Here is a 20,512-nt window from a genome sequence, read left to right as displayed (position 1 = left end):
GTGACATGGCACTCGAGATGATCCCGGACCGACCTGGCCGGGAAGTCGCGTTCGAGCCGCTCCTGGACACGTTGATGGCGCTCTTCGCTCCGGACTGGGTGCTGCCGGACAACATGGTCGGTGAGCACCCGCACCACCGCTGCGAGGTCAAGCGCTGGCAGCTCGGCCAAGCGGCGGAGGCAGACCCTGAGCTGACGCGCCGACATGCGGACCTCCTCATCCGCGCCGTCGTGCACGATCAGTGCCGCAGTGGCATCAATCAGCTGATCCGACCGCTGGCCACCGCCCTCGGACACCGCTGGGTCCAGGAACAGCTGATCCACAGCGTGGGCAGTGGCTCCGACGCGCAGCAGGTCGGCGCAACCATGGCCTGGTACTGGGCCCACCCATCGCTCAGGTACGCGTCCGTGGACGATATGAGGAACTGCGTGCCCACCCCGGACAGCAAGGCGGCAGCGGACGCCCTGTCGGATCTCCGCAGCCGCTTCCGCAATGCCGTCCTGGCCGCGTTCCTGGCCTGTGAAGACCCGGAGACACGTCAGGACCTCTCCATGCGGATCTCTCTCGATCCGTCCTTCTACCCCGCCGACCTCCAGGCCGACCATCAGCGGGCCAAGCACATCATCCTGGCCGCCCCCCACCACTACCGCTGGCTGCTCCAACGCTCAGAGCAGGGCTGATCGCGGAGATCAGGGCCTCGGGTCAGGGCGGAAGGGCAGGCGGTCGAAGACGATGCGGAGGTGGGTGATCCTGCCGTCGCGGACGGTCACGCTCTCGGCGCCGGGGGCGCTCACGCGGGCCAACACCCAGCCTGCGTTCACCCGCTACCTCGCCGCCCCCGGCGACTCGCACGGCCACCCGGCCGGGCTGCTGGTGCTCACCCTCGCCGGCGACCGCCTCAGCGCCCTCACCCTCTTCCTCGACCTCGACCAGGAACTGCCGACCCGCTTCGGCCTGCCGGCGTCACTGGCGATGTGACCGCGTGTCCGCCGGTGTGCAGGACGGCGAACAGCCCGCGCACCCGGCTGCCGTCCGGCAGCTGCCAGGGGCCGGCGACATGGCCGGTGGCCTCCGGGGAAGGGCCGGCCCGGTGTCCGGGGCCGGACGCAACACCCGGGGCAGACGGAGGACCGCACCCTGCGGCAGCCTCAGTTCCGTGCCCTCCGAATGGTCGACGGCGACGGTGGCGGTGAAGTCGGCGGAGGCGGAGGCGGAGGCCGCGGTGCCGGCGGGGCCGGTGGCGGGGCCGTCACCGGCGTAGGAGCGGGTGACCTCGTGGTCCGGGGTGTGGCTGATGTCGCGGTCCTGGGCCTGCACCCGGCCCTCGATCAGCGCCAGCAACTGGGCGACCAGCACCGGGTCGTGGCAGCCGTCGTAGGCCCAGCGGCGGCCCAGCAGCCCGTGCTCCATGGTGCCGACGAGGGCGTGTTCGGCCCCGGCGAGCGGGGCGCCGCGATAGGTGAGCGGCACCAGGTAGGTGGTCGGCCGGCTGCCCGAGGTATCGGTGACCGCCATGAACTCGATCCCCACCTCACCCTCCGGGTCGTCCAGCCGGAAGCCGCCGGCCTTGGCCAGCTCCGGCTCCCCCGCACCGCCGACGTACCACGCCCGGGAGGGCAGCCAGGAGGTGAGCAGCTCCAGCTTGGACGGCGTGACGGCGATGCGGTGGATGACGGCCATGCGCAAATTTTAGACCGACGCCGGTTCGCGCCAGGTCTGCTCCTCGTCGAGGAGCCGGGTGGCGATCCGGTCCACGGCCTGGTCGAGCTGGCGGCGGTGGCTGGGGTCGGTGCCGTCCCAGCCGTCCAGCTGGCTGCCGAGCCAGCTGCGCCAGGCCTCGAAGACCCGGTCCACCTCGGCCCGGCCACCGGGGCTCAGCGAGAGCTGCCCCTGGTCCAGTTGGGCGTAGCCGGCCCGGGCCACCCCCTCGAAGGCGGGTTCCAGCACCTCCGGCGGCATCCGGTGGGCCCGGGCGACGTCGTCCAGGGACACCTGGCCCTCGCCCCGGGTGCGCCAGTGGATCTGGCCCAGGGCCCAGGCCTGACCCGGCGTCAGGGCCGTGCCGGAGGCGGCCATCACCCGCTGCGCGGTCTGCGGCCCCGCCTTGCGCAGGGCCCGGCCGACCGCGCGCTCCAGCTGCGCGTCGGCGTCCGCGCCGTCCGGGGCCGAGAAGCCGTCGCCCATGTCGGAGGCGCCGGCCCTGGAGCTGTCCCGCAGCGGGACCTCCTTCAGGAAGAAGGCGACCACCAGGCCGAGCAGGGCGATCGGGACCACCCACTGGAAGACGAAGTTGATGGTGTCGGCATAGGCGTCGATGATGGGCGCCGCCTGCGCCGGGGGCAGCGCGTGCAGGGCCTTGGGCTGAGCGCGGCGGCCGGTGGGATGCCGGGGTGGGCGGCCAGGGCCTTGGCCAGGTTGGGCCCGAACTGGTTGGCGTAGAGGGTGCCGAAGACCGCGGTGCCCACCGAGCTGCCCAGGGTGCGGAAGAAGGTGACGCCCGAGGTGGCGGTGCCCATCTCGTGGTAGGCCACGGTGTTCTGCACGGCGATGGTCAGCACCTGCATCGCCGAGCCGATGCCCAGGCCGAGGATCAGCATGTAGAGCGACTCGAGCCAGATGCCGGTACCGCGTCCCATGGTCGACATCAGGAACAGCCCCAGCGCCATGACCGCGGTCCCGACGATCGGGAAGATCTTGTAGCGGCCGGTGCGCCCGACCACCACGCCGGAGACCAGTGAGGTGCCCAGCAGCCCGACCACCATCGGCAGGGTGCGCACCCCGGACATGGTGGCCGAGACCCCGTCCACGTATTGGAGGTAGGTCGGCAGGTAGGTCATCGCGCCGAGCATGGCGAAGCCGACGATGAAGCTGAGCACGGAGCAGACCGTGAACACCGGGTTGCGGAACAGGTGCATCGGCAGGGTCGGCTCGGGCGCCCGGAGCTCGACGAAGACGAACGCGGTCAGCAGCACCACCGCGCCGACGAACAGTCCGATGATGGTGGCCGAGCCCCAGGCGTACTCGTTGCCGCCCCAGGACAGCCCCAGCACCAGGGCCGAGGCGCCCACCGCGACCAGGGCGATCCCGGCGTAGTCGATCACCGGCTTCGCCGCCGACCTGACCGAGGGGATGTTGCGGGCCGTCATCGCCAGCATCACGATGGCGACCGGGACGTTGACGTAGAAGCACCAGCGCCAGGACAGGTGGTCGGTGAACAGCCCGCCCAGGGTCGGGCCGAGCACCGTGGTCACCCCGAAGACCGCGCCCAGGGCGCCCTGGTACTTGCCGCGCTCCCGGAGCGGGATCACGTCCGCGATCAGCGCCTGCGCGGTGACCATCAGACCGCCGCCGCCGATGCCCTGCACCGCGCGGGCGGCGATCAGCATCAGCATCGAGTTCGACAGGCCGGCCACCACGGAGCCGCCGACGAAGACGATGGCGCTGATCTGGAACACGATCCGGCGTCCGAACAGGTCGCCGAACTTGCCGACCAGCACCGTGGAGACCGTCTCGGCCAGCAGATAGGCCGTCACCACCCAGGACATGTGCCCGCTGCCGCCCAGGTCGCCGACGATGGTGGGCAGCGCGGTGGAGACGATCGTCTGGTCCAGCGCGGCCAGCAGCATCCCCAGCAGGATCGTGACGAAGACCACGTTCATCTGACGACGGCTCAACACCGCGCGCCCGGAGGCCGGCGCGGCAGCTACGACGGTACTCATCCGGCACCTGTTCCTCAGCGAGAACACGACTGTGCCTACATTAGGGACCTTCCGCCCGAACCGCGCCGGTACAACACGCAGGTTCCGACCCGCACGCGCAAAGCGTTCAGAGCGTCGGCGGCCGCAGCACATAGCCGATGCCGCGCAGGGTGTGGATCAGCCGGGGGCTGCCGTCCGCCCCGGAGTCGACCTTGCGGCGCAGGTAGGAGATGTAGGACTCGACGATGGTGAGGTCGCCGTCGAAGTCGTAGGACCAGACGTGGTCCAGGATCTGCTTCTTGGTCACCACCCGGCCGCTGTTGCTCATCAGGTAGTCCAGGAGCTTGAACTCGGTGGGCGACAGGTCGACCGGGCGGCCGGCCCGCAGGGCCTGGTGGCCGACCGGGTCGAGTTCCAGGTCGGCCACCGTGAGCCGGTCCGGCGCCAGCGCGGCGGTGCGGCGCAGGATCGCCCGGATCCTGGCGACCAGCTCCTCCAGGTTGAAGGGCTTGGTGAGGTAGTCGTCGCAGCCCGCCCTGAGCGCGCTGAGCCTGTCCTCGGCCCCCGCCCCGCGCGGTGAGGAAGACCACAGGACCGGGTCGGGACGCAGCCGCAGCCGGCGCAGGAAGGTGAAGCCGTCCATGTCGGACAGCACCAGGTCGAGCAGCACCAGGTCCGGGTGCTCGCGGACGACGGCCTGCGCCGCCTCGGCCCCGGTCGCCGCCGAGCAGACCCGGAAACCGGCGAACCGCAGCGCGGCGGACAGGAGTTCGCGGAGGGTGGGTTCCTCGTCGACGACCAGCAGGGTGGCCTGGGGAAGCGGCGCGGCGGTTACCCGCCGCTGCGGAAGGGCCTTCATGGGCCACAGCGTGGCCCGGCTTGCTATCGATGCCTGGGACGAACCTGGGAGTTCGCCGGGAACCGGATCGGTCGGCCGGAACGCTCCGGTCAGGGCAAACCCGCTGATTCCCGGAGCCGGTGGCAGGCCGCGGCACCGGGTCACAGGGTCCGGGCAGGTTGCGTCCAGGGCATCCCTACACCTGTGCGGTTGAGTCCGGTCATGACCACACGCATCAGCCGAAGGACCGCCGCCCGCGGCGCGGCCACCACCGGGCTCCTCGCCGCAGCGCTGCTTCTCGCCGGGTGCTCCTCGAGTTCGGGCAGTACCACCGCCGGCAGCCCGGCCGGAGCCGCGTCCAGCGCCCCGGCCGGTTTCACCCAGTACACCGACTGCCTGAAGTCCCACGGGGTGACCGTGCCCAGCGGCGGCCCCGGCGGCGGCAGGCCCAGTGGACAGCCGGGCGGACGGCCCAGCGGCGCCACCGGCGTCCGTCCCAGCGGCGGCTACGGCGGGGGCGGCTTCGGGGGCGGGTCGGCGGACCCCAGCCAGGCGGCGGCGATGCAGGCCTGTGCCTCGCTGCGGCCCGCGGGCCAGGGCGGTCCCGGCGGCGGGGCCTCCGGCAGTTCCGCGCTGACCGCCTTCATCGGCTGCATGAAGGACAACGGCGTGACCGTGACCGCCCAGCAGGTGGCGTCGCTGGCGTCGAGCACCGACACCAAGACGGTGGCCGCGCTCAAGGTCTGCAAGCCGCTGATGCCCACCGGCGGTCCCGGCGCCGCGCCGAGCGCGACCCCGTCCCCCTGACCGTCCCGGCCGGCTCCCCCCGGCTGGCTCCCCGGCCGCCGACTCCCAGCGAATCGATAAGGTCCTGCCAGCGCACTCAGATGCTGGACGGGGCCGCAGACGCCGGACGCGCACCCAGCTGCCGGACGGTCAGGCCGGCGGCCCCGGGAGCCGGCGGTCGATCTCGAAGGCGAGGCTCAGTTCGGCGATGCCCCGGGGGTCGGTGAGGGAGCGTCCGGTGTGCTCCTCCAGTCGGCGCAGCCGGTGCCGGACCGTGTTGGGGTGGCAGAACAGCGCGCCGGCTGCCTGCTCGGCCGAGCCGCCGCTGTCGAGCCAGGCGCCGAAGGTCTCCAGCAGCTGGGCGCGACGGCCCGGCGGGATCGGGTCCAGGGCGGCGAGGATGCCGTGGGCGACCCGCTGCATCAGCTCCGGCGCCCCGGCGGCGGCCACCGCCAGCGGGTCGCGGTCGAAGAGGGTGACCCGCTGGCCCTCGAACGCGCCGCGCAGGGCGATCCTGGCCAGTCGCAGCGAGGCGGCGGTGTCCCTGAGGTCGTCGTAGGGCGGGCTGATCCCGACACAGCCGCTGCTGCCTGCGCCGAGCACCCCGGCCAGCCGGTCCAGCGCCGAGCCGAGGCCGGCACCGGACGCCGAGCCGGAGCCGAGGCCGCCGACGGACGCCGAGCCGGAGCCGGACGCGGGCCCGGGCAGCCGGGCGATGCCGACCTCGACGTCGTGCAGCAGCCGCCAGGCCGAGGCCGTGCCGATGGCTCTGAGCGCCGCCTCGGCCTGCGGCAGCGCATGCCGCCCGATGTCCGGGACCTGTGCGGCGATCACCACATAGGGCCCCCGCGGCGGGATCCCCAGGATGCCGGCCGCGTCCCAGATGTTGGTGTCCGCCAGCCGGCCCTCCAGCAGCGCCTGGACCAGGGCCGACCGCTCCTGCTCCCGGCTGAGCACCTGGGCGGTGAGCTCCTCGCGGTAGCCCTCGGCCATGTACTGGGTGTAGGTGTCCAGCACCAGCCACATCTCGGAGGCGGCCCGGACGGTGACCTCGGCCGGCACCCCGCTCTGCGCGGCCGTCTCGGCCAGGCACTCCCAGAGGTAGCGGGCGGCGACCCGGTACGCCTCCATCACCGCCGTCAGCGGCACGCCCGCCCTGGCCCGCTGCCTGCCGTTCTCACGCGACTCGGGCGAGGTCAGCGCGGGGACCCGGCCGATCGGTCCGAAGACGAAGTGGATGTTGTCCAGGCAGGTGAGGCGCAGCTCCTCGGCGCTGACCACCGCGTCCGTCCGGTAGACCGGCACCGCCTCCCGGATCCGGGCCACCAGCGCGTCGGCGAGCGGGTCCGCCGCCAGCAGCATCCGCGCACCCAGGTCGGCCACCTGCCGGCCGACCTCGTCCTGCGATGACTGTTTCACAGGCCAATACTAACGAAGCTCCATGGCCTGCGCGGGCGGCTGCATTGTTGCTGGGAACAATCCCAGCGGCTTCGCCGTGTCCGCCGGGACATCGACCCGGGGGCGGCCGCTCCGCGAGAATAGAGGGAGAAAAGGGGCAATCCGCTGCCCCTCTCACCCTCTCCCCCCGAACGGCGGTGCAGCGATGAGCCTCAGTGCTCGCGAGCAGCAGGAGATCGACACGGCGAACGCCTCCGGTCTGAAACCGGTGGTGTTCGTGCACGGGCTGTGGATGCTGGCGTCGAGCTGGCAGCCGTGGCGGGCCTTCTTCGAGCAGAACGGCTATGCCACCGTCGCCCCCGCCTGGCCGGACGACCCGGAGACCGTCGCCGAGGCCAGGGCGCACCCGGAGGTCTTCGCCGGCAAGAGCGTCAAGCAGGTCACCGACCACATGGCCGAGGCCATCACCGGCCTGACCCAGCAGCCGGTGGTCATCGGCCACTCCTTCGGCGGCCTGATCACCCAGCAGCTGGCCGGACGGGGGCTGGCCGCGGTGTCCGTGCCGATCGACTCCGCGCCGTTCCGCGGGGTGCTGCCGCTGCCCGTGTCGGCCCTGCGGTCCGCCCTGCCGGTGATCGGCAACCCGGCCAACTACCGGCGTGCGGTCAGCCTGACCTACCCGCAGTTCCGCTACTCCTTCGCCAACGCGGTCAGCGAGGGCGAGGCCGAGCGCCTCTTCGAGACCTATCCGGTCGCGGGTTCCGGCATCCCGCTGTTCCAGGCCGCCACCGCGAACATCAACCCCGGCACCGAGGCCAAGGTCGACACCCGCAACCCCCGGCGCGGCCCGATGCTGCTGATCACCGGGGAGAAGGACCACATCGCGCCGCGGGCGATCGCGGACGCCTCCTTCAAGAAGCACCGGCGCAACGCCGGGGTCACCGAACTGCGGCAGATCTCCGGCCGCGGCCACTCCCTGGTCTTCGACAGCGGCTGGCCGGACGTCGCCGAGGCGGCCCTGGCCTTCGTCAAGCAGCACGGCTGAGCGGGCCGTCCGCGGCCCGGTCACCCATTCGGATCGTGGTCTGACGAGCCGTCGTCTGACCCCTCGTTACCACGCTGAGCTGCGGAATTCCGGGATCTCCGGCACGACGCGCCGGATCCGGGTGCAGATTCTGACAGCCCATCAGCAGGCGACCCGGGTGCTGCCGGGTTTGTCTGTGAAGGCGAGCAGGGTTCCCCTTCCGGCACAGCAGTGCCGAGTCCCCGCTCACCGGAGGTAACACCGTGCGTTCGATCAACACCCTTCTCGGAACCGCTGTCCTCGGCGCGAGCATCGCGCTGATCGCCCCGGCTGCCCACGCCGCCACCGCCCTGCCGCAGACCACGGCAGCCTGCTCCAAGGCGGTCGCCGCTGCTGAGAAGGCCCAGTCGACCTACGACGCGGCCGTGGCCGACTACAAGGCGGTCGTCGCCCGCGGCGGCCACCCCGGCAAGGCGGAGCAGGACGCGATCACCGCCGACCTGAACGACGTCAACGCCACCGCCTCCTACGCGGCCCGGGTCTGCCCGGACGCCAAGGTCCCGGTCGGCCCGGTCCACACCGGCGTCGGCAGCACCAGCGAGGGCGCCAACACCAGTGACATCGCCCTCGGCGCGGCGCTGCTCGCCGCCGTCGGCGCCGGCGCGTTCGTGCTGCGCCGCCGCCAGGCCGGCGACCAGGCCTGACCGGACACCTCCCCGGTCACCCCACGCTGCACCCTGTGCCCCGCGACCCGGTCGCGGGGCACAGGGCCGCCCCCGCACAGAACCAGTACCGGACCCGGACCCGGCAGAACCCAGGAAGGCCCCCGTGGAACGATCCGCCCCCGTCCGCAGCAGCACCCTGCGCCGCACCGTGCTGGGCGCTCCGGCGAGCATCGCGGTATGCGTTGGAATCTGGCTGATCGGCCACGGTGCGCAGGCGCCCACGCCGCCGCCCCAGCCCAGCCTGGCCCAGGCCTTTCCGGCCTATGACAACGCCACCCAGTCGGCCGCGCCGAGCCCCACCCCGACCGGGGCGATGGCGGCCGTGGCGGCGGTGCCCCCGCTGGCCCCCTCGGCCCCCACCGAGGTGCGCATCCCGGCCATCCACGTGGACGCCCCGCTCACCGGCCTGACGCTGGACAGCACCGGCAAGCTGATCGCCCCGCCGGACGACAACCGCGACCTGGCCGGCTGGTACCGCAACGGCACCGCCCCCGGCGCCCTCGGCACCGCCGTCATCGCCGGGCATGTGGACACCCACCAGGGCGCCGCGGTCTTCTACAACCTCGGGGCGCTGAAGAAGGGCGACACGGTCGAGGTCGACCGCGCGGACCACCGGACCGGGGTCTTCACCATCGACGCCATCGAGGTCTACGCCGCCAAGGATTTCCCCAGCCAGAAGGTCTACGGCCGGGCGTCGCGGCCCGAGCTGCGCCTGATCACCTGCGGGGCCGGCTTCGACAAGGCCCGCCAGGAGTACCTGGGCAATGTCGTCGTCTACGCCCATCTGACCGGCAGTCACGCCGCCCCGGCCGCGAAGCCGAAGAAGAGCTGATCAGCAGAAGAGCTGATCAGGGGCGGGCGTACACGGCGACGAAGTCGCGGCTGGACTCGTCGTAGTAGCGGGTCGGGTCGCGGACGAAGTTGACCAGGTTGTGCGGGACCGGGTCCTGCGGGTGCTTGCTGCCGTCGTAGGAGATGAACGAGGGCCAGCTCAGGTTGATGTCGAGCATCATCGCGGTCACCGCCCCGGCCCGCTGCAGCACCGTCGCCAGCGACTGCACCGACAGCAGCCGGCCGCCGACGTAGATGATGTCGCCGTTCCGGTCCACGCCCACCCCGGAGCGCGGAACGTAGGTGTTCCCGCCGTCGGTCAGGCCCCACACCTCGGTGCCGCCGTCGTGGACCGCCTCGGTCACCGCGCCGTGCGCGACCAGCGGCACCAGGCACTGGCGCACCCCGACCACGTCCGGGGCCATGGCCACGCCCTGGTTCCAGACGCCGACGGTGAGCGAGCCGTCGCGGTGGAACACCTCCGAGGCGGCGCCGCTGCGCAGCGGCACGCCGACCCGGCCGTTGAGGTAGAAGCCGCCGTGGGAGTCGCCGTTGGAGAGCTTGAAGCCCCCGTTGTAGGCGGCGAGCAGACCGGTCCGGTGTCCGGCCGCGATGGTGTCCGGCACCCGCCAGGAGCCGCCGGGCTCCTCGGCGCCGGGGTGCAGGTCGAACCTGAGCGCGGTGTGCCGCATCCAAACCACGCCGACCGGGTAGCCGGTGTCGTCGGCGTCCGGGCGCATGGTCGCGCTCTGCACCACCGGCTGGCCCTTGACCAGGGACAGGGCGGTGAAGACCCCCTCCCCCGCGCGGGCCGGGGCGACCAGCGGACGGACCGGCGGATGGATCGGCACCACCGGGACCACCGGCTTGGGCTTGGGCTTCGGACGGGCGGCCAGGGCGACCGGACCGGCCTGGGCCGCCTCGCTGCTCGCCGAGCAGCTGGCCGGCGAGCCGCCGCGGGGACGGCCGCCGATGATGTCCGCGACCGAGCCCAGGTAGTGGCAGCGGCCCCAGCGGGCCATCTTGCTGCTCATCCCGTCCCGTCCCGGCAGCGCCATGGCGCCGTGGATGCTGTAGCCCACCAGTCCCAGCACGACCAGGGCCACAGTCAGCGTCGACCAGAGCAGCGCGGCCGGACGCCGTCGCCGGGGGCCTCCTGCTGACTGTTCGTCATGCCCGCTGTGCTCCACCAGATCGGGCAGGTCGTCGGCGTCCTGCCGGTTGAATGCCATCAGTTCCCTCTCGTCCCGCCGGATGCGCCCACAGCCATACCCGGCGGGACGGCGGACGGTAACCGGGGTTCGCCCACATGGCTCAGGGTGGAGCGTCAAGGGCGCGGTGGTGTCCTGGGGCGGCGCGCGGCTCGGGGTGACGCCCCGCCATTCGGGTGACGCGAATCTCGTTCGTCTGCTGACGATCGATCAGCGCCTCTACTTTCCTGTTCGGGGGCACATCTGAGTCCCTGCCAGGCATCCGTCCGCCAGGGGCTTCGGTCCGTTGCGGCGGCACGGCCTGGGCGCGCACGTGGAGAGGACAGCCGAACATGACCGACTCCAACCACCCCCCGCGATCCGTTCCCGAGGCGACCCCGGCCGCCGACGGCCGGTCAGGTATGCGTCGACGGGCCTTCATCGGCTCGGCCACCGCCGTCACCACTGCCACCGCGGTGGCCGCGACCACCGCCTTCACCCCACCCCGCAGCGCGCCCGGCTCCTCCCCCGACGCCGCGCCCGGCCTGGCGCCGGCCTCCGCGCCCGGCGGCGCCGACCCCGCCACCAGCGCGGACCTCGCCCGCAAACTGCTGCTCGTCGGCGACCAGGGCGAGGACCTCAAGCTGGAGTACCTGCGCATCCTGATCGACGGAAAGCTGCCGCCGCGCGGCCCGGCGAAGAAGGTGCTGATCGTCGGGGCCGGGGTGGCCGGCCTCACCGCGGCGACCCTGCTGAAGGCCGCCGGGCACGAGGTCGTGATCATCGAGGCCAATGGCAACCGGATCGGCGGCCGGGTCAAGACCTTCCGCGGCGTCTTCACCGACAAGGCCCTGCACGCCGAGGCGGGCGCGATGCGGCTGCCCGACTTCCACCCGCTGGTGCTGGCCCTGGCCGACAAGCTGAAACTCAAGCGCAGACTGTTCTACAACGCCGACGTCGCCCCCGGCGCCAACCCCACCGGCAGCGTCCCACCGGTCAGCTACCAGGCGTTCACCGGCGAGCTGTGGACCAACGGCACCGACCACGGCGACTTCAAGGCCCCCGCCGCCACCAACCGCACCCGGATCCTGGTCAACGGCAGCCAGACCAGCCGCGCCGCCTACGCCGCCGCCCCGGCGAAGGTCAACGCCTCCTTCGGCGACACCACCGACAGCACCACCATGGCCGCGGCCGTGGACAAGGCCCTGGCGAAGGTCACCGTGGCCGCGTCCGGCAGCATCAACGACAAGCTCAGCGCCTGGACGAAGATCCTGGAGCAGTACGACGGCTACTCCACCCACCGCTTCCTGGTCGAGGAGGCCGGCTGGAGCCCGGCCCAGGTCGAGGCGGCGGGCACCATCGAGAACCTCACCTCGCGGCTGCACTACTCGCTGATCCCCACCCTGATGGACCGCGCCGCGATCACCCCCACCGGCCGCTACTGGGAGCTGGAGGGCGGCACCGACACCCTGACCACCGCGCTCGCCGCCCCGCTCCGCAACAACATCAGGATGGGCCGCCGGATGACCCGGCTGGTGCAGACCCGTACCGGGGTCCGCGTCGACACCACCGCCGAGACCGGCAGCGAGACCTCCTGCGACGGCGCGCCCACCGGCCCGGTCGAAAGCTTCACCGGCGACTACGCCATCATCGCCATCCCCTTCTCCGCGCTGCGCTTCTGCACGGTCCGAGCCGGCCCTGTCCTACCCCAAGCGCCGTGCGGTGACCGAGCTCCACTACGACTCGGCCACCAAGGTGCTGCTGGAGTTCAAGACCCGCTTCTGGGAGCAGGGCGCCACCGGCTTCACCGGCGGCGGCTGCGTGTCCGACAGCCCCAGCCGCTTCACCTACTTCCCCTCGCACGCCCCCGACGGCTCCAAGGGCGGGGTGGTGCTCGCCGCCTACACCTGGTCGGACGACGCGATCCGCTGGGACTCGCTGACCGACGGCGAGCGCTACGCCTTCGCCCTCAATGACCTCGAGCGCATGTTCGGCCCGGTGGTCCGGAAGCAGTTCACCGGCACCGGCGCCACCCAGTCCTGGACCCGGGCCCGCTATGCCCTCGGCGAAGCGGTCATCTTCACCCCCGGGCAGCTGCACGAACTCCACCCGGCCAGCCGCACCGTCGAGGGCCGGGTCCACTTCGCCGGCGAGCACACCAGCCTCAAACCCGCCTGGATCGAAGGCGCCCTGGAGTCCGGTGTCCGCACCTTCCTGGAGGTGCACCCCCGTTAGCGCCTCTGTGGTCAGTACACCTAGGCGGTGATGTCCACGCTGTCCAGCGCGACGTTGTAGCCGCTGCTGCTCGGGTTGTGGCTGCCGGTGACCCTGATGTGCAGGGTGTGGGCGCCGGCGGCCAGGACCGGGCTGGTCCAGACGATGCCGGCGGCGTTGCGGGTCGGGCTGTAGTCGTCGACCACGGTCTCGGCCCCGCCGTCCACCGAGACCGCGATCATCTCCTGGTCCACGTCGCGGACGGCGTGCAGGGCGATCCTGGTGCCGGTGAAGCCGACCGTCGCGGTGGCTCCGGTGGTCTGGCTCCAGTTCGCCGTGCCCGCGTACATGTCGGCGATGCCGTTGGCCAGGCCCCAGCCCGCGCTGTAGGAGAACTGGTCGTTGCCGCTGCCGGTGGTGTTGCCGTCCACGGTCACGGTGCTCGGCGCCGTCTGGGTCTGCAGCACGTCCGCGCTGTCGAGGGCGACGGTGGTGCCGCTGGCGGCCGGGTTGTGGTTGCCGGTGGCGGTGATCGTCAGGGTGTGGGCGCCGTTGGCCAGGACCGGGCTGGTCCAGACGATGCCGGCGGCGTTGCGGGTGGCGGCGTAGTCGTCGAGGGTGACCGGCGCGGAGCCGTCCACCGAGACGGTCATGGTGCCCTGGTCGGTGTCGCGGACGGCGTGCAGGGCGACCTGGCTGCCCTGGAACTGGAACTGCGCGGTGGAGCCCGCCGTGTGGGTCCAGTTCGCCGTGCCGGCGTACATGTCGGAGATGCCGGTGGCGACGCCCCAGCCCGCGCTGTAGGAGAACTGGTCGATGCCGGCGCCGGTGCTGTTGGCGTCCACGGTGGTGGTGGGCACCGGCGGCGGGGTGGACGCCACGCCGTGCGGGGACAGGGTGACGGTGTAGGCGTCGGTGCCGGAGACGATGTTCACCGGAACGCTGATGCTGCCGTTGCTCGGGGTCAGTGTGGTGTCGGTCACCGTGATCGGGGTGACCAGCTGGCTCTGGTCCGGGATCCGCTGGACCGTCACATGGACGGCGCCGCCGGACAGCAGCCAGGGGGTCGCGTTCAGCCCGTTCAGGGTGACCGTGGTGGTGCCGGTCTGGCCGCCGTTGTTGCCGAGCAGCGCGGTGGCACGGCCCCGGCTCTGGTCCTCGGTGGCGGCGATGGCCATGGCACCGCTGTTGGTGGTGGCCACCTGGTTGCCGGTGAGCTGGGCGTAGGCCTGGTAGACCCACCACTGCCCGGAGGGCTGCTGACTGCTGCCGCTGCCGGTCAGCAGCGAGTCCAGGGTGCCGGCGCCGCAGCAGTCGGTCCAGATCGCGTGGGCGGCGGCGGAGACCCCGGAGACGGCCAGCCGGTCCAGGAACCAGGCCGAGTAGGCGGCGTTCTGCTGCTGGGAGAAGAGGTACTCGTTGATGGTGAGCGGCAGGGCGGGCAGCCCGTGGGCCGCCAGCAGGCTGTCGGCGTCCGCGGCGTCGGCGGCCGGATCGGTGCCGAAGTGCCAGTTGAGCACGGTGGGCAGGGTGCCGTCGGCCTTGGTCTGCCCCAGCCAGGAGTCCAGCCAGCTGTGGTTGTAGCCGCTGTAGGAGGGGCCGACGATCGAGGCGGACGGCACCAGCCGGCGGATCTCGCGGACCGCGGTGTCCCACATCTGGTAGTACTGCGCGCTGTTGACGCCCCGTTGCCAGAAGCCGGTGCCGTCCGGCTCGTTCCAGATGTCGTAGCTGACCTTCACCCCGGAGGCCTGCACGTCGCCGACCACCTGGTCGATGAAGGCGGTCCAGTTGGCGCAGTCGCCGTTGTCGCACGGGTAGACGGTGCTGGACGGCTGGGTGGTGTCGGCCCCGTAGAGGTCGGACACCAGCAGGTGGTAGCTCGCGCCGTAGGGCGCGGCCGTCACCCGCCTCGCCTGGGACAGCGCCGAGTTGATCCTGACCCGGTAGCCGGACCCGGCGGCGTAGCCGTCGCCGATCCAGCCGCCGCCGTCGATCCTGGCGCCGCCGCCGCGGAACAGGGTCGGCTGCAGCGGCTGCAGCAGCGGGTCGGCCGGGCCTGAACCGTCCTGGGTCAGGCCGTAGAGGAAGCCGGAGCCGACGTGGGTGGCCGCGGCCCCCGGCTTGGACAGGTCGACCGAGACCGTACTGTCGGCGGCGACGGCGTGGCTGGGCGCCGCCAGGAACGCGCAGGCCAGGGCGGCGGCGGTGGTCACGGCCACCAGCCCCGCGCGGAGCCGGTCGGGCCGGAGCCCGCTCGGTACATGCAGTGGCACATTCATGAGGACTCCTGGGCTGGACGGGTGGGTCCGAACAGGTGCGTGGTGCCGAACAGGTGAGCAGTGGTTACTTGACCGAGCCGCCGGTGATGCCCGAGGCGATGAACCGCTGGGCGACGACGAGCAGCACCGCCGAGGGGGCGCAGGCCAGCACCACGCTGGCCATCACCGGGCTCCACTGCTCGGTCTGCGCGCCGAGGTACTGGTAGATCCCGAGGGTGATCGGGGTGACCTTGTCGGTGGAGGTCAGCGTGAGCGCGAACAGGAAGTCGCTCCAGGCGAACAGGAAGCTGAAGAAGCCGGCGGTGATGATGCCGTTGCGGCTGACCGGCACCACGATCGAGAGGAAGGTCCGCAGCCGGCCGGCCCCGTCCACCCGGGCCGCCTCGATGATCTCCTTGGGGATGGTGGCCATGAACGACCGCATCAGCAGGATCGAGAACGGGATCCCCAGCGAGGCGTCCGCCAGCACCAGGCCCGGCAGCGAGTTCAGCAGGTGCAGCGAGCTGTAGGTGCCGTAGAGGGCATTGGCGACCACGATGCCCGGGATCATCTGGGTGACCAGGATGACTACGATGATCCCGCCGCGCCCCGGTAGCGGGAACCTGGCCAGACCGTAGGCCGCCGGGGTGGCCAGGAGCAGGCTGATCGCGGTCGCCCCGAGCGCCACCACCAGGCTGATCAGCAGATGGTCGCCCTGGTCGGCGATGGCCTGGCGGTAGCCGGACAGGCTCGGGTGGAACGGGAACCAGTCAGTGTTGAACGAGGTCACCCCGCTCTGCAGCGAGGTGTTCAGCATCCAGTACACCGGGAACAGCAGCACGCAGAGGATCAGCAGCGCGACCACGGTCGACAGCCTGCCGCGTCGTACCGCACGCGCGCTCACTGCTCGCCCTCCGCGTGGATCGCCTGCCGGTTGAAGCGCAGGTAGACCAGGGCGAAGACCAGCGACACCAGGATCAGGATGTTTCCCATGGCGGCTCCCTGGCCGAAGAGGAAGGTCTTGAAGGACAGCTGGTAGGACTCCACGGCCAGGGTCTGGCTGCCGTAGGCGGGTCCGCCGCCGGTGACCACCAGGATGATGTCGATGACCTTGACGGTGTAGATGAAGCCCAGCACCACGGCGACGGTGACCACCGGACGCAGCAGCGGCCAGGTGAGGTGCCGGAAGGTGGCCACCCGGCCTGCGCCGTCGATGGCGGCGGCCTCGTAGAGCTCGGTCGGGATCTCCTTGAGCCCGCCGTAGAGGATCACCAGGTTGAAGGGGACGCCGACCCAGATATTGACGATGATCACCGCGAACAGCGCGGTGTGGGCGCCGGAGAGCCAGGGCACCCCGCCGGCCGGGGCCAGATGGGCGGTCTTGAGCAGGGAGTTCACCACCCCGTTGTCCTGGTCCAGCATCCAGCGCCAGACCGTCGCGGAGGCGACCATCGGCAGCAGCCAGGGCAGCAGCAGCAGGGCCCGGATCACCCCGCCCAGCGGAAAGCTCCGGGTGAAGAACAGGGCCAGCGCCAGCCCCAGTACGAACTGCCCGAGCAGCGAGACCACGGTGAACACCACGGTGTGCCAGACCAGTTCGCCGAACAGTCCGGAGTGCAGCAGGGCGCGGTAGTTGGCCAGCCCGGCGAAGGGCGCCTTTCCGGTGTAGAGGCTGGCGGTGCTGTAGTCCTGGAAGCTCATCACCAGGTTCCTGGCGATCGGGTAGCCGAAGAACGCCACCAGGTACGCCACCGCGGGCGCGACGAAGGCCCACTGGGCCAGGCGGCTCCGGCGGGCGCGCCACCGCCGGCCCGGACCGGCGCCGAGGGCGCTCCGGCCGCGGTCCGCGGTGGCGGTCCGGGCTCCCGGCCGCGCGTCGCGGCTGAGTTGAACGTGGGTCATCGGCTGCTTCCTCCGTTCCGGCCCGGCGCTACTTGGCGGCGGCGGCCGAGGCCTGGGCCTTGGTCATGGCCTGCTGGGGTGTCGCGGTGCCGGTCAGCGCCGACTGCAGCGCGGTCTCCAGCGCGGTCTGGATGGCCGGAAACTTCGTACCGACCTCGGCGGTGCGGGACAGCGCGGTGCTGACCTCGGTGACGAACGGGGCCATCGCCGGGCTGCTCTGGCTCAGCTGCGCGGCGGCCGACTGCAGCGAGGGCACCTCGCCGACCTGCTTGGCGTAGGAGAGCTGGTTCGCGCTGTTGTTCATGCAGGCCAGCACCTTGGCCGCGGCCTTCTCCTTGGCGGTGGTGGTGACCGGGACGGTCCACACCTCGCCGCCCAGCGGCACCTTGACCTGCCCGCCGGCCTGCGGCACCGGGATCGGCGCCACCCCGTAGTGCAGCGAGGCGGCCGCGTCCAGGGTGGGGAACTGCCAGGGACCGTTGATCATCATGGCCGCCTTGCCCGCGATGAACTGGTCGTTGACGTCGCTCTGGGCCCAGGTCACCACCGACTTGGACACCGAGCCGCTCTTGACCATGCCGGTCAGCTGCTGCAGCGCCTGGACCGACCCGGCCCCGTCCAGGTGGCTGAGGTCGCCGCCGCTGGACCAGAAGAACGGCAGGAACTGCCAGGCCCCCTCGCCGTCGTTGTCGGCGGAGAAGGCGAAGCCGTAACGCTTCGGCGTGGTCAGTTTGGCGGCGTCGGCGGTCAGTTCGGCCCAGGTGGTGGGGGGCTGCAGGCCGGCCGCGCTGAGCAGGTCCTTGTTGTAGATCAGCGCGATCGAGTTCACCGCGGGGGCGAGCCCGTAGACCTTCCCCTGGTAGGTCCCCGCGGCCAGGATCGAGGGGTAGTAGCCGGTCAGGTCGACGCCGGCCGAGTCCAGCGGGGTGAGCGCGCCGGTCTGGGCGATCTGCTGCAGGTTGGGGTTGTCCAGCATCAGCAGGTCAGGCAGCGTGTGCGAGGACAGCTGCTGCAGCACCTTGGGCATCAGCTGCGGATTGGCGACGCTCTGCTGGGTGATGCCGACCCCGGCCGCGGCCGCGCAGCTCTTGAGGATCGTGCCGACCGCGCTGTGCTGCGGCTCCGAGGTGAAGTAGTCCATCGCGGTGAGCGTGATCTTCCCGTCAGCCGCGGGCTTGGTGCCGCCACTCGAGCCGCAGCCGGTCATGGTCAGCGCCACCGCGACGGCGGTCGCCGCGAGCGTCCAACTGCCGTGCTGCGCCCGGTTTCTGCTCACTCTGTCCATCGCCGGCTCATTTCCTGTCATTCGTAGAAACGTTTCGACGAATCAAAGCGCGCGCCCAGCAAGGTGTCAATCACCTGTTCCAGAACCGTTACCGGCCTGTATCTCCGCAGCACAGGGCGAGGCCGATGGCGAGACGAGGCTTGACGGGAGCCGCCCGCCGGGGGGATGGTTTCGCTGCATGGGCCAGGCACGCCCTGGATTCATCGAACTATTTCGACGATCGGAAGGTCAGGGCATGACGGTGTTTCGGCAGGACGCGACGGGCCTGGAATGGCGCAACGCCGAGCAGTTCGTCCGGGTCGAGACCTGGGGCCCGGACGCCGTCCGGGTCCGGTCAGGAACCGGACGGCTGCTGGAGGGCCTGCCCGGCGCCCTGCTCGACGCACCGGCGCCGACCCCGGCGCCCCGGATCGAACTCCCGGATCCGGACGCGATAACCCGCTCGGCCGAGGCCGCCATCGGCGCCCGCGGCGCGGTGCACGGGCCCAGCGCGGTGCTGCGGCACGGCGGGCTCCGGGTCGAGATCTCCCCGGCCGGCCTGCTCCGCTTCCTGGACGCCGACGGCGCCGAGCTGCTCGCCGAGCGCCCGGCCCACGACTGGTGGCCCGGCGCCCGCCATTTCACCCCGCGCGGCCACGGCCGGCACCGGATCGAGCAGCTGTTCAAGGCCTACCCGGGCGAGCGGCTCTACGGCCTGGGCCAGCACCAGCACGGGCTGCTCGACCAGAAGGGCGCGGTGATCGACCTGGTCCAGCGGAACACCGAGGTCAGCATCCCGTTCCTGCTCTCCGACCGCGGCTACGGCCTGCTCTGGAACAATCCCGCCGTCGGCGCCGTCGAGCTCGCCGTCACCGGCACCCGCTGGGTGGCCGACGAGGCCCGGCAGATCGACTACTGGTTCACCGCCGGCGGCGGCCCGGCCCGGATCCTCGGCCGCTACGCCGACGCCACCGGGCACAGCCCGGTGCTGCCCGCCTGGGCCACCGGGTTCTGGCAGTCCAAGCTGCGCTACCGCACCCAGCGGGAGCTGCTGGAAGTGGCCCGCGAGCACCGGCGGCGCGGCCTGCCGCTCTCCGTCATCGTCGCCGACTTCTTCCACTGGCCCGCCATGGGCGACTGGCGGTTCGACGAGACCGACTGGCCCGATCCCAAGCAGATGGTCGCCGAACTCGACGCGATGGGCGTCAAGCTGATGGTCTCGGTCTGGCCCTCGGTCAACCCGGCCTCGGAGAACTGGGCCGAGCTGAGCGAGCGCGGGCTGCTGATGGGCAACGAGTCGGGGACGGCCACCCACACCCGGTGGATCGACAAGCAGTCCCCCGCCCCGGTCGAGGTGGCCTTCTACGACCCGACCAACCCGCAGGCCCGGGCCTTCGTCTGGGACACGGTCCGGCACAACTACGCCGACCTGGGCATCAACGTGTTCTGGCTGGACGCCTGCGAACCGGAGATCGTGCCGACCCACCACGCCAATCTGCGGCTCTGGGCCGGCAACGGCGCCGAGGTGCTCAACCTCTACCCCCGCGAGCACGCCCGCGCCTTCTGGGAGGGGATGACCGCCGACGCCGAACAGGACGGCGCGGCGGACGGGCAGCACGACGGGCTGACCTTCTGCCGTTCGGCCTGGGCCGGCAGCCAGCGCTACGGCGCGGCGCTGTGGTCCGGCGACATCGGCGTGGACTTCGACGCGCTGCGCCGGCAGATCACCGCCGGCCTGAACACCTCGCTGTCCGGACTGCCCTGGTGGTGCGCCGACATCGGCGGCTTCCACGGCGGCGACCCGGACGACCCGGCCTACCGGGAGGTGATGGTCCGCTGGTTCCAGTTCGGCGCGCTCAGCCCGCTGTTCCGGATGCACGGCCACCGCGAGCCGCGCACCCCGCTGGGGGCCGGCATCAGCGGCGGCCCCAACGAGGTCTGGTCCTACGGCGAGCAGGCCGGCGCGATCATGGCCGACTACCTCCAGCTGCGCGAGCGGCTGCGCCCCTATCTGCAGCAGCAGATGGAGACCGCGGCCAGGACCGGGGTGCCGCCGATGCGGGCGCTGTTCCTGGAGTTCCCCGAGGACCCCGCCGCCTGGACGGCCGCCGACTGCTATCTGCTGGGGCCCGATCTGCTGGTGGCGCCCGTCGTCGAGGCCGGGGCCACCAGCCGCACCGTCCACCTGCCGGCCGGCGCCCGCTGGACCGACGCCTGGACCGGGGAGCGGCTCGCGGGCGGCGCCACCCATCTGGTGCAGGCCCCGCTGGAACGCATCCCGCTGTTCCTGCGCGACGACGCCGAACTGCCGGTCCTGCCCGCTCGTGTAATTTGACAGGGCCAGCTTTCCCGAGGCCAGGCTCCCGAACAACAGAGCCCCA

Annotated in this window: 14 protein-coding genes and 3 pseudogenes; 8 read left to right on the top strand and 9 right to left on the bottom strand. The window is 71.9% G+C overall.

Going from position 1 to position 20,512, the window contains the following annotated elements:
- The first annotated feature begins 5 nt into the window (after nucleotides 1-5).
- Together ACXKR8_RS45030 and ACXKR8_RS45025 are read left to right on the top strand one after the other, a co-directional pair.
- Nucleotides 6-680: a hypothetical protein gene (locus ACXKR8_RS45030; protein ID WP_458270316.1), complete on the top strand. Its 675-nt coding sequence runs from the start codon at nucleotides 6-8 to the stop codon at nucleotides 678-680.
- 64 nt (nucleotides 681-744) lie between these two features.
- Nucleotides 745-978: a hypothetical protein gene (locus ACXKR8_RS45025; protein WP_458270315.1), complete on the top strand. Its 234-nt coding sequence runs from the start codon at nucleotides 745-747 to the stop codon at nucleotides 976-978.
- Here the strand turns inward: ACXKR8_RS45025 and ACXKR8_RS45020 are convergent.
- The 3 genes and pseudogenes from ACXKR8_RS45020 to ACXKR8_RS45010 all read right to left on the bottom strand — a co-directional run bounded on the left by ACXKR8_RS45020 (nucleotide 908) and on the right by ACXKR8_RS45010 (nucleotide 4,557).
- Nucleotides 908-1,680, bottom strand: a pseudogene (locus ACXKR8_RS45020) (maltokinase N-terminal cap-like domain-containing protein). The gene ACXKR8_RS45025 and the pseudogene ACXKR8_RS45020 sit on opposite strands and share 71 nt — an antisense overlap.
- A gap of 9 nt (nucleotides 1,681-1,689) precedes the next feature.
- Nucleotides 1,690-3,719 (bottom strand): annotated as a pseudogene (locus tag ACXKR8_RS45015) (MDR family MFS transporter).
- Between the two features lie 106 nt (nucleotides 3,720-3,825).
- A complete protein-coding gene (locus ACXKR8_RS45010; protein ID WP_462100117.1) occupies nucleotides 3,826-4,557 on the bottom strand; it encodes a winged helix-turn-helix domain-containing protein in 732 nt (243 codons plus the stop codon).
- A 201-nt stretch (nucleotides 4,558-4,758) separates the two neighbouring features.
- Here ACXKR8_RS45010 and ACXKR8_RS45005 point away from each other — a divergent pair, with 201 nt between their 5' ends.
- Nucleotides 4,759-5,343 carry a hypothetical protein gene (locus ACXKR8_RS45005; RefSeq protein WP_458270311.1) on the top strand — a complete coding sequence of 195 codons (585 nt, stop codon included), beginning with the start codon at nucleotides 4,759-4,761 and terminating at the stop codon, nucleotides 5,341-5,343.
- A gap of 129 nt (nucleotides 5,344-5,472) precedes the next feature.
- Here ACXKR8_RS45005 and ACXKR8_RS45000 read toward each other — a convergent pair whose 3' ends face one another.
- Nucleotides 5,473-6,741, bottom strand: coding sequence for a PucR family transcriptional regulator (locus tag ACXKR8_RS45000; protein ID WP_458270310.1), 1,269 nt, complete (start codon nucleotides 6,739-6,741; stop codon nucleotides 5,473-5,475).
- 184 nt (nucleotides 6,742-6,925) lie between these two features.
- Here ACXKR8_RS45000 and ACXKR8_RS44995 point away from each other — a divergent pair, with 184 nt between their 5' ends.
- From ACXKR8_RS44995 to ACXKR8_RS44985, 3 genes are all read left to right on the top strand, one after another.
- Nucleotides 6,926-7,765 (top strand): alpha/beta hydrolase, encoded by an 840-nt coding sequence (locus ACXKR8_RS44995; protein WP_458270309.1) that lies wholly within the window; start codon nucleotides 6,926-6,928, stop codon nucleotides 7,763-7,765.
- Nucleotides 7,766-8,007: 242 nt separating this feature from the next.
- Complete coding sequence (locus ACXKR8_RS44990; protein WP_458270308.1) at nucleotides 8,008-8,448, top strand: hypothetical protein; 441 nt, start codon at nucleotides 8,008-8,010, stop codon at nucleotides 8,446-8,448.
- Between the two features lie 124 nt (nucleotides 8,449-8,572).
- The gene (locus ACXKR8_RS44985; RefSeq protein ID WP_458270307.1) at nucleotides 8,573-9,301 is read left to right on the top strand and encodes a class F sortase; all 729 of its coding nucleotides are present in this window, start codon (nucleotides 8,573-8,575) and stop codon (nucleotides 9,299-9,301) included.
- A 16-nt stretch (nucleotides 9,302-9,317) separates the two neighbouring features.
- Here the strand turns inward: ACXKR8_RS44985 and ACXKR8_RS44980 are convergent, their stop codons facing one another.
- Nucleotides 9,318-10,532 (bottom strand): phosphodiester glycosidase family protein, encoded by a 1,215-nt coding sequence (locus tag ACXKR8_RS44980; protein ID WP_458270306.1) that lies wholly within the window; start codon nucleotides 10,530-10,532, stop codon nucleotides 9,318-9,320.
- Between the two features lie 311 nt (nucleotides 10,533-10,843).
- On the opposite strand from ACXKR8_RS44980, the pseudogene ACXKR8_RS44975 reads away from it, so the two are divergent.
- Nucleotides 10,844-12,725, top strand: a pseudogene (locus ACXKR8_RS44975) (flavin monoamine oxidase family protein).
- Nucleotides 12,726-12,745: 20 nt separating this feature from the next.
- Here the strand turns inward: ACXKR8_RS44975 and ACXKR8_RS44970 are convergent.
- The 4 genes from ACXKR8_RS44970 to ACXKR8_RS44955 form a co-directional block, all read right to left on the bottom strand.
- The gene (locus ACXKR8_RS44970) at nucleotides 12,746-14,986 is read right to left on the bottom strand and encodes a hypothetical protein (RefSeq protein WP_458270304.1); all 2,241 of its coding nucleotides are present in this window, start codon (nucleotides 14,984-14,986) and stop codon (nucleotides 12,746-12,748) included.
- Between the two features lie 64 nt (nucleotides 14,987-15,050).
- Complete coding sequence (locus tag ACXKR8_RS44965; protein ID WP_458270303.1) at nucleotides 15,051-15,869, bottom strand: carbohydrate ABC transporter permease; 819 nt, start codon at nucleotides 15,867-15,869, stop codon at nucleotides 15,051-15,053.
- Nucleotides 15,866-16,867, bottom strand: coding sequence for a carbohydrate ABC transporter permease (locus ACXKR8_RS44960; RefSeq protein WP_458270302.1), 1,002 nt, complete (start codon nucleotides 16,865-16,867; stop codon nucleotides 15,866-15,868). The genes ACXKR8_RS44965 and ACXKR8_RS44960 overlap by 4 nt, the downstream gene beginning before the upstream one ends.
- Nucleotides 16,868-16,895: 28 nt before the next feature.
- Entirely contained in the window at nucleotides 16,896-18,152 is a 1,257-nt protein-coding gene (locus ACXKR8_RS44955) for a sugar ABC transporter substrate-binding protein (RefSeq protein WP_458270301.1), read from the bottom strand.
- A gap of 235 nt (nucleotides 18,153-18,387) precedes the next feature.
- Here ACXKR8_RS44955 and ACXKR8_RS44950 point away from each other — a divergent pair, with 235 nt between their 5' ends.
- The gene (locus tag ACXKR8_RS44950; RefSeq protein WP_458270300.1) at nucleotides 18,388-20,466 is read left to right on the top strand and encodes a glycoside hydrolase family 31 protein; all 2,079 of its coding nucleotides are present in this window, start codon (nucleotides 18,388-18,390) and stop codon (nucleotides 20,464-20,466) included.
- Nucleotides 20,467-20,512 lie beyond the last annotated feature (46 nt).

Source organism: Streptacidiphilus sp. PAMC 29251 (genome assembly GCF_054208735.2).
Note: the sequence above shows the minus strand (reverse complement) of the source record. Positions and strands in the feature narration are given on the sequence as shown.

Bases quoted from the DNA above. Each gene is read 5' to 3' on its own strand.
- ACXKR8_RS45030 (WP_458270316.1), top strand. From the start codon at position 6: ATGGCACTCGAGATGATCCCGGACCGACCTGGCCGGGAAGTCGCGTTC.
- ACXKR8_RS45010 (WP_462100117.1), bottom strand. From the start codon at position 4,557: ATGAAGGCCCTTCCGCAGCGGCGGGTAACCGCCGCGCCGCTTCCCCAG.
- ACXKR8_RS45005 (WP_458270311.1), top strand. From the start codon at position 4,759: ATGACCACACGCATCAGCCGAAGGACCGCCGCCCGCGGCGCGGCCACC.
- ACXKR8_RS44995 (WP_458270309.1), top strand. From the start codon at position 6,926: ATGAGCCTCAGTGCTCGCGAGCAGCAGGAGATCGACACGGCGAACGCC.
- ACXKR8_RS44980 (WP_458270306.1), bottom strand. From the start codon at position 10,532: ATGGCATTCAACCGGCAGGACGCCGACGACCTGCCCGATCTGGTGGAG.
- ACXKR8_RS44970 (WP_458270304.1), bottom strand. From the start codon at position 14,986: ATGAATGTGCCACTGCATGTACCGAGCGGGCTCCGGCCCGACCGGCTC.
- ACXKR8_RS44960 (WP_458270302.1), bottom strand. From the start codon at position 16,867: ATGACCCACGTTCAACTCAGCCGCGACGCGCGGCCGGGAGCCCGGACC.
- ACXKR8_RS44955 (WP_458270301.1), bottom strand. From the start codon at position 18,152: ATGGACAGAGTGAGCAGAAACCGGGCGCAGCACGGCAGTTGGACGCTC.
- ACXKR8_RS44950 (WP_458270300.1), top strand. From the start codon at position 18,388: ATGACGGTGTTTCGGCAGGACGCGACGGGCCTGGAATGGCGCAACGCC.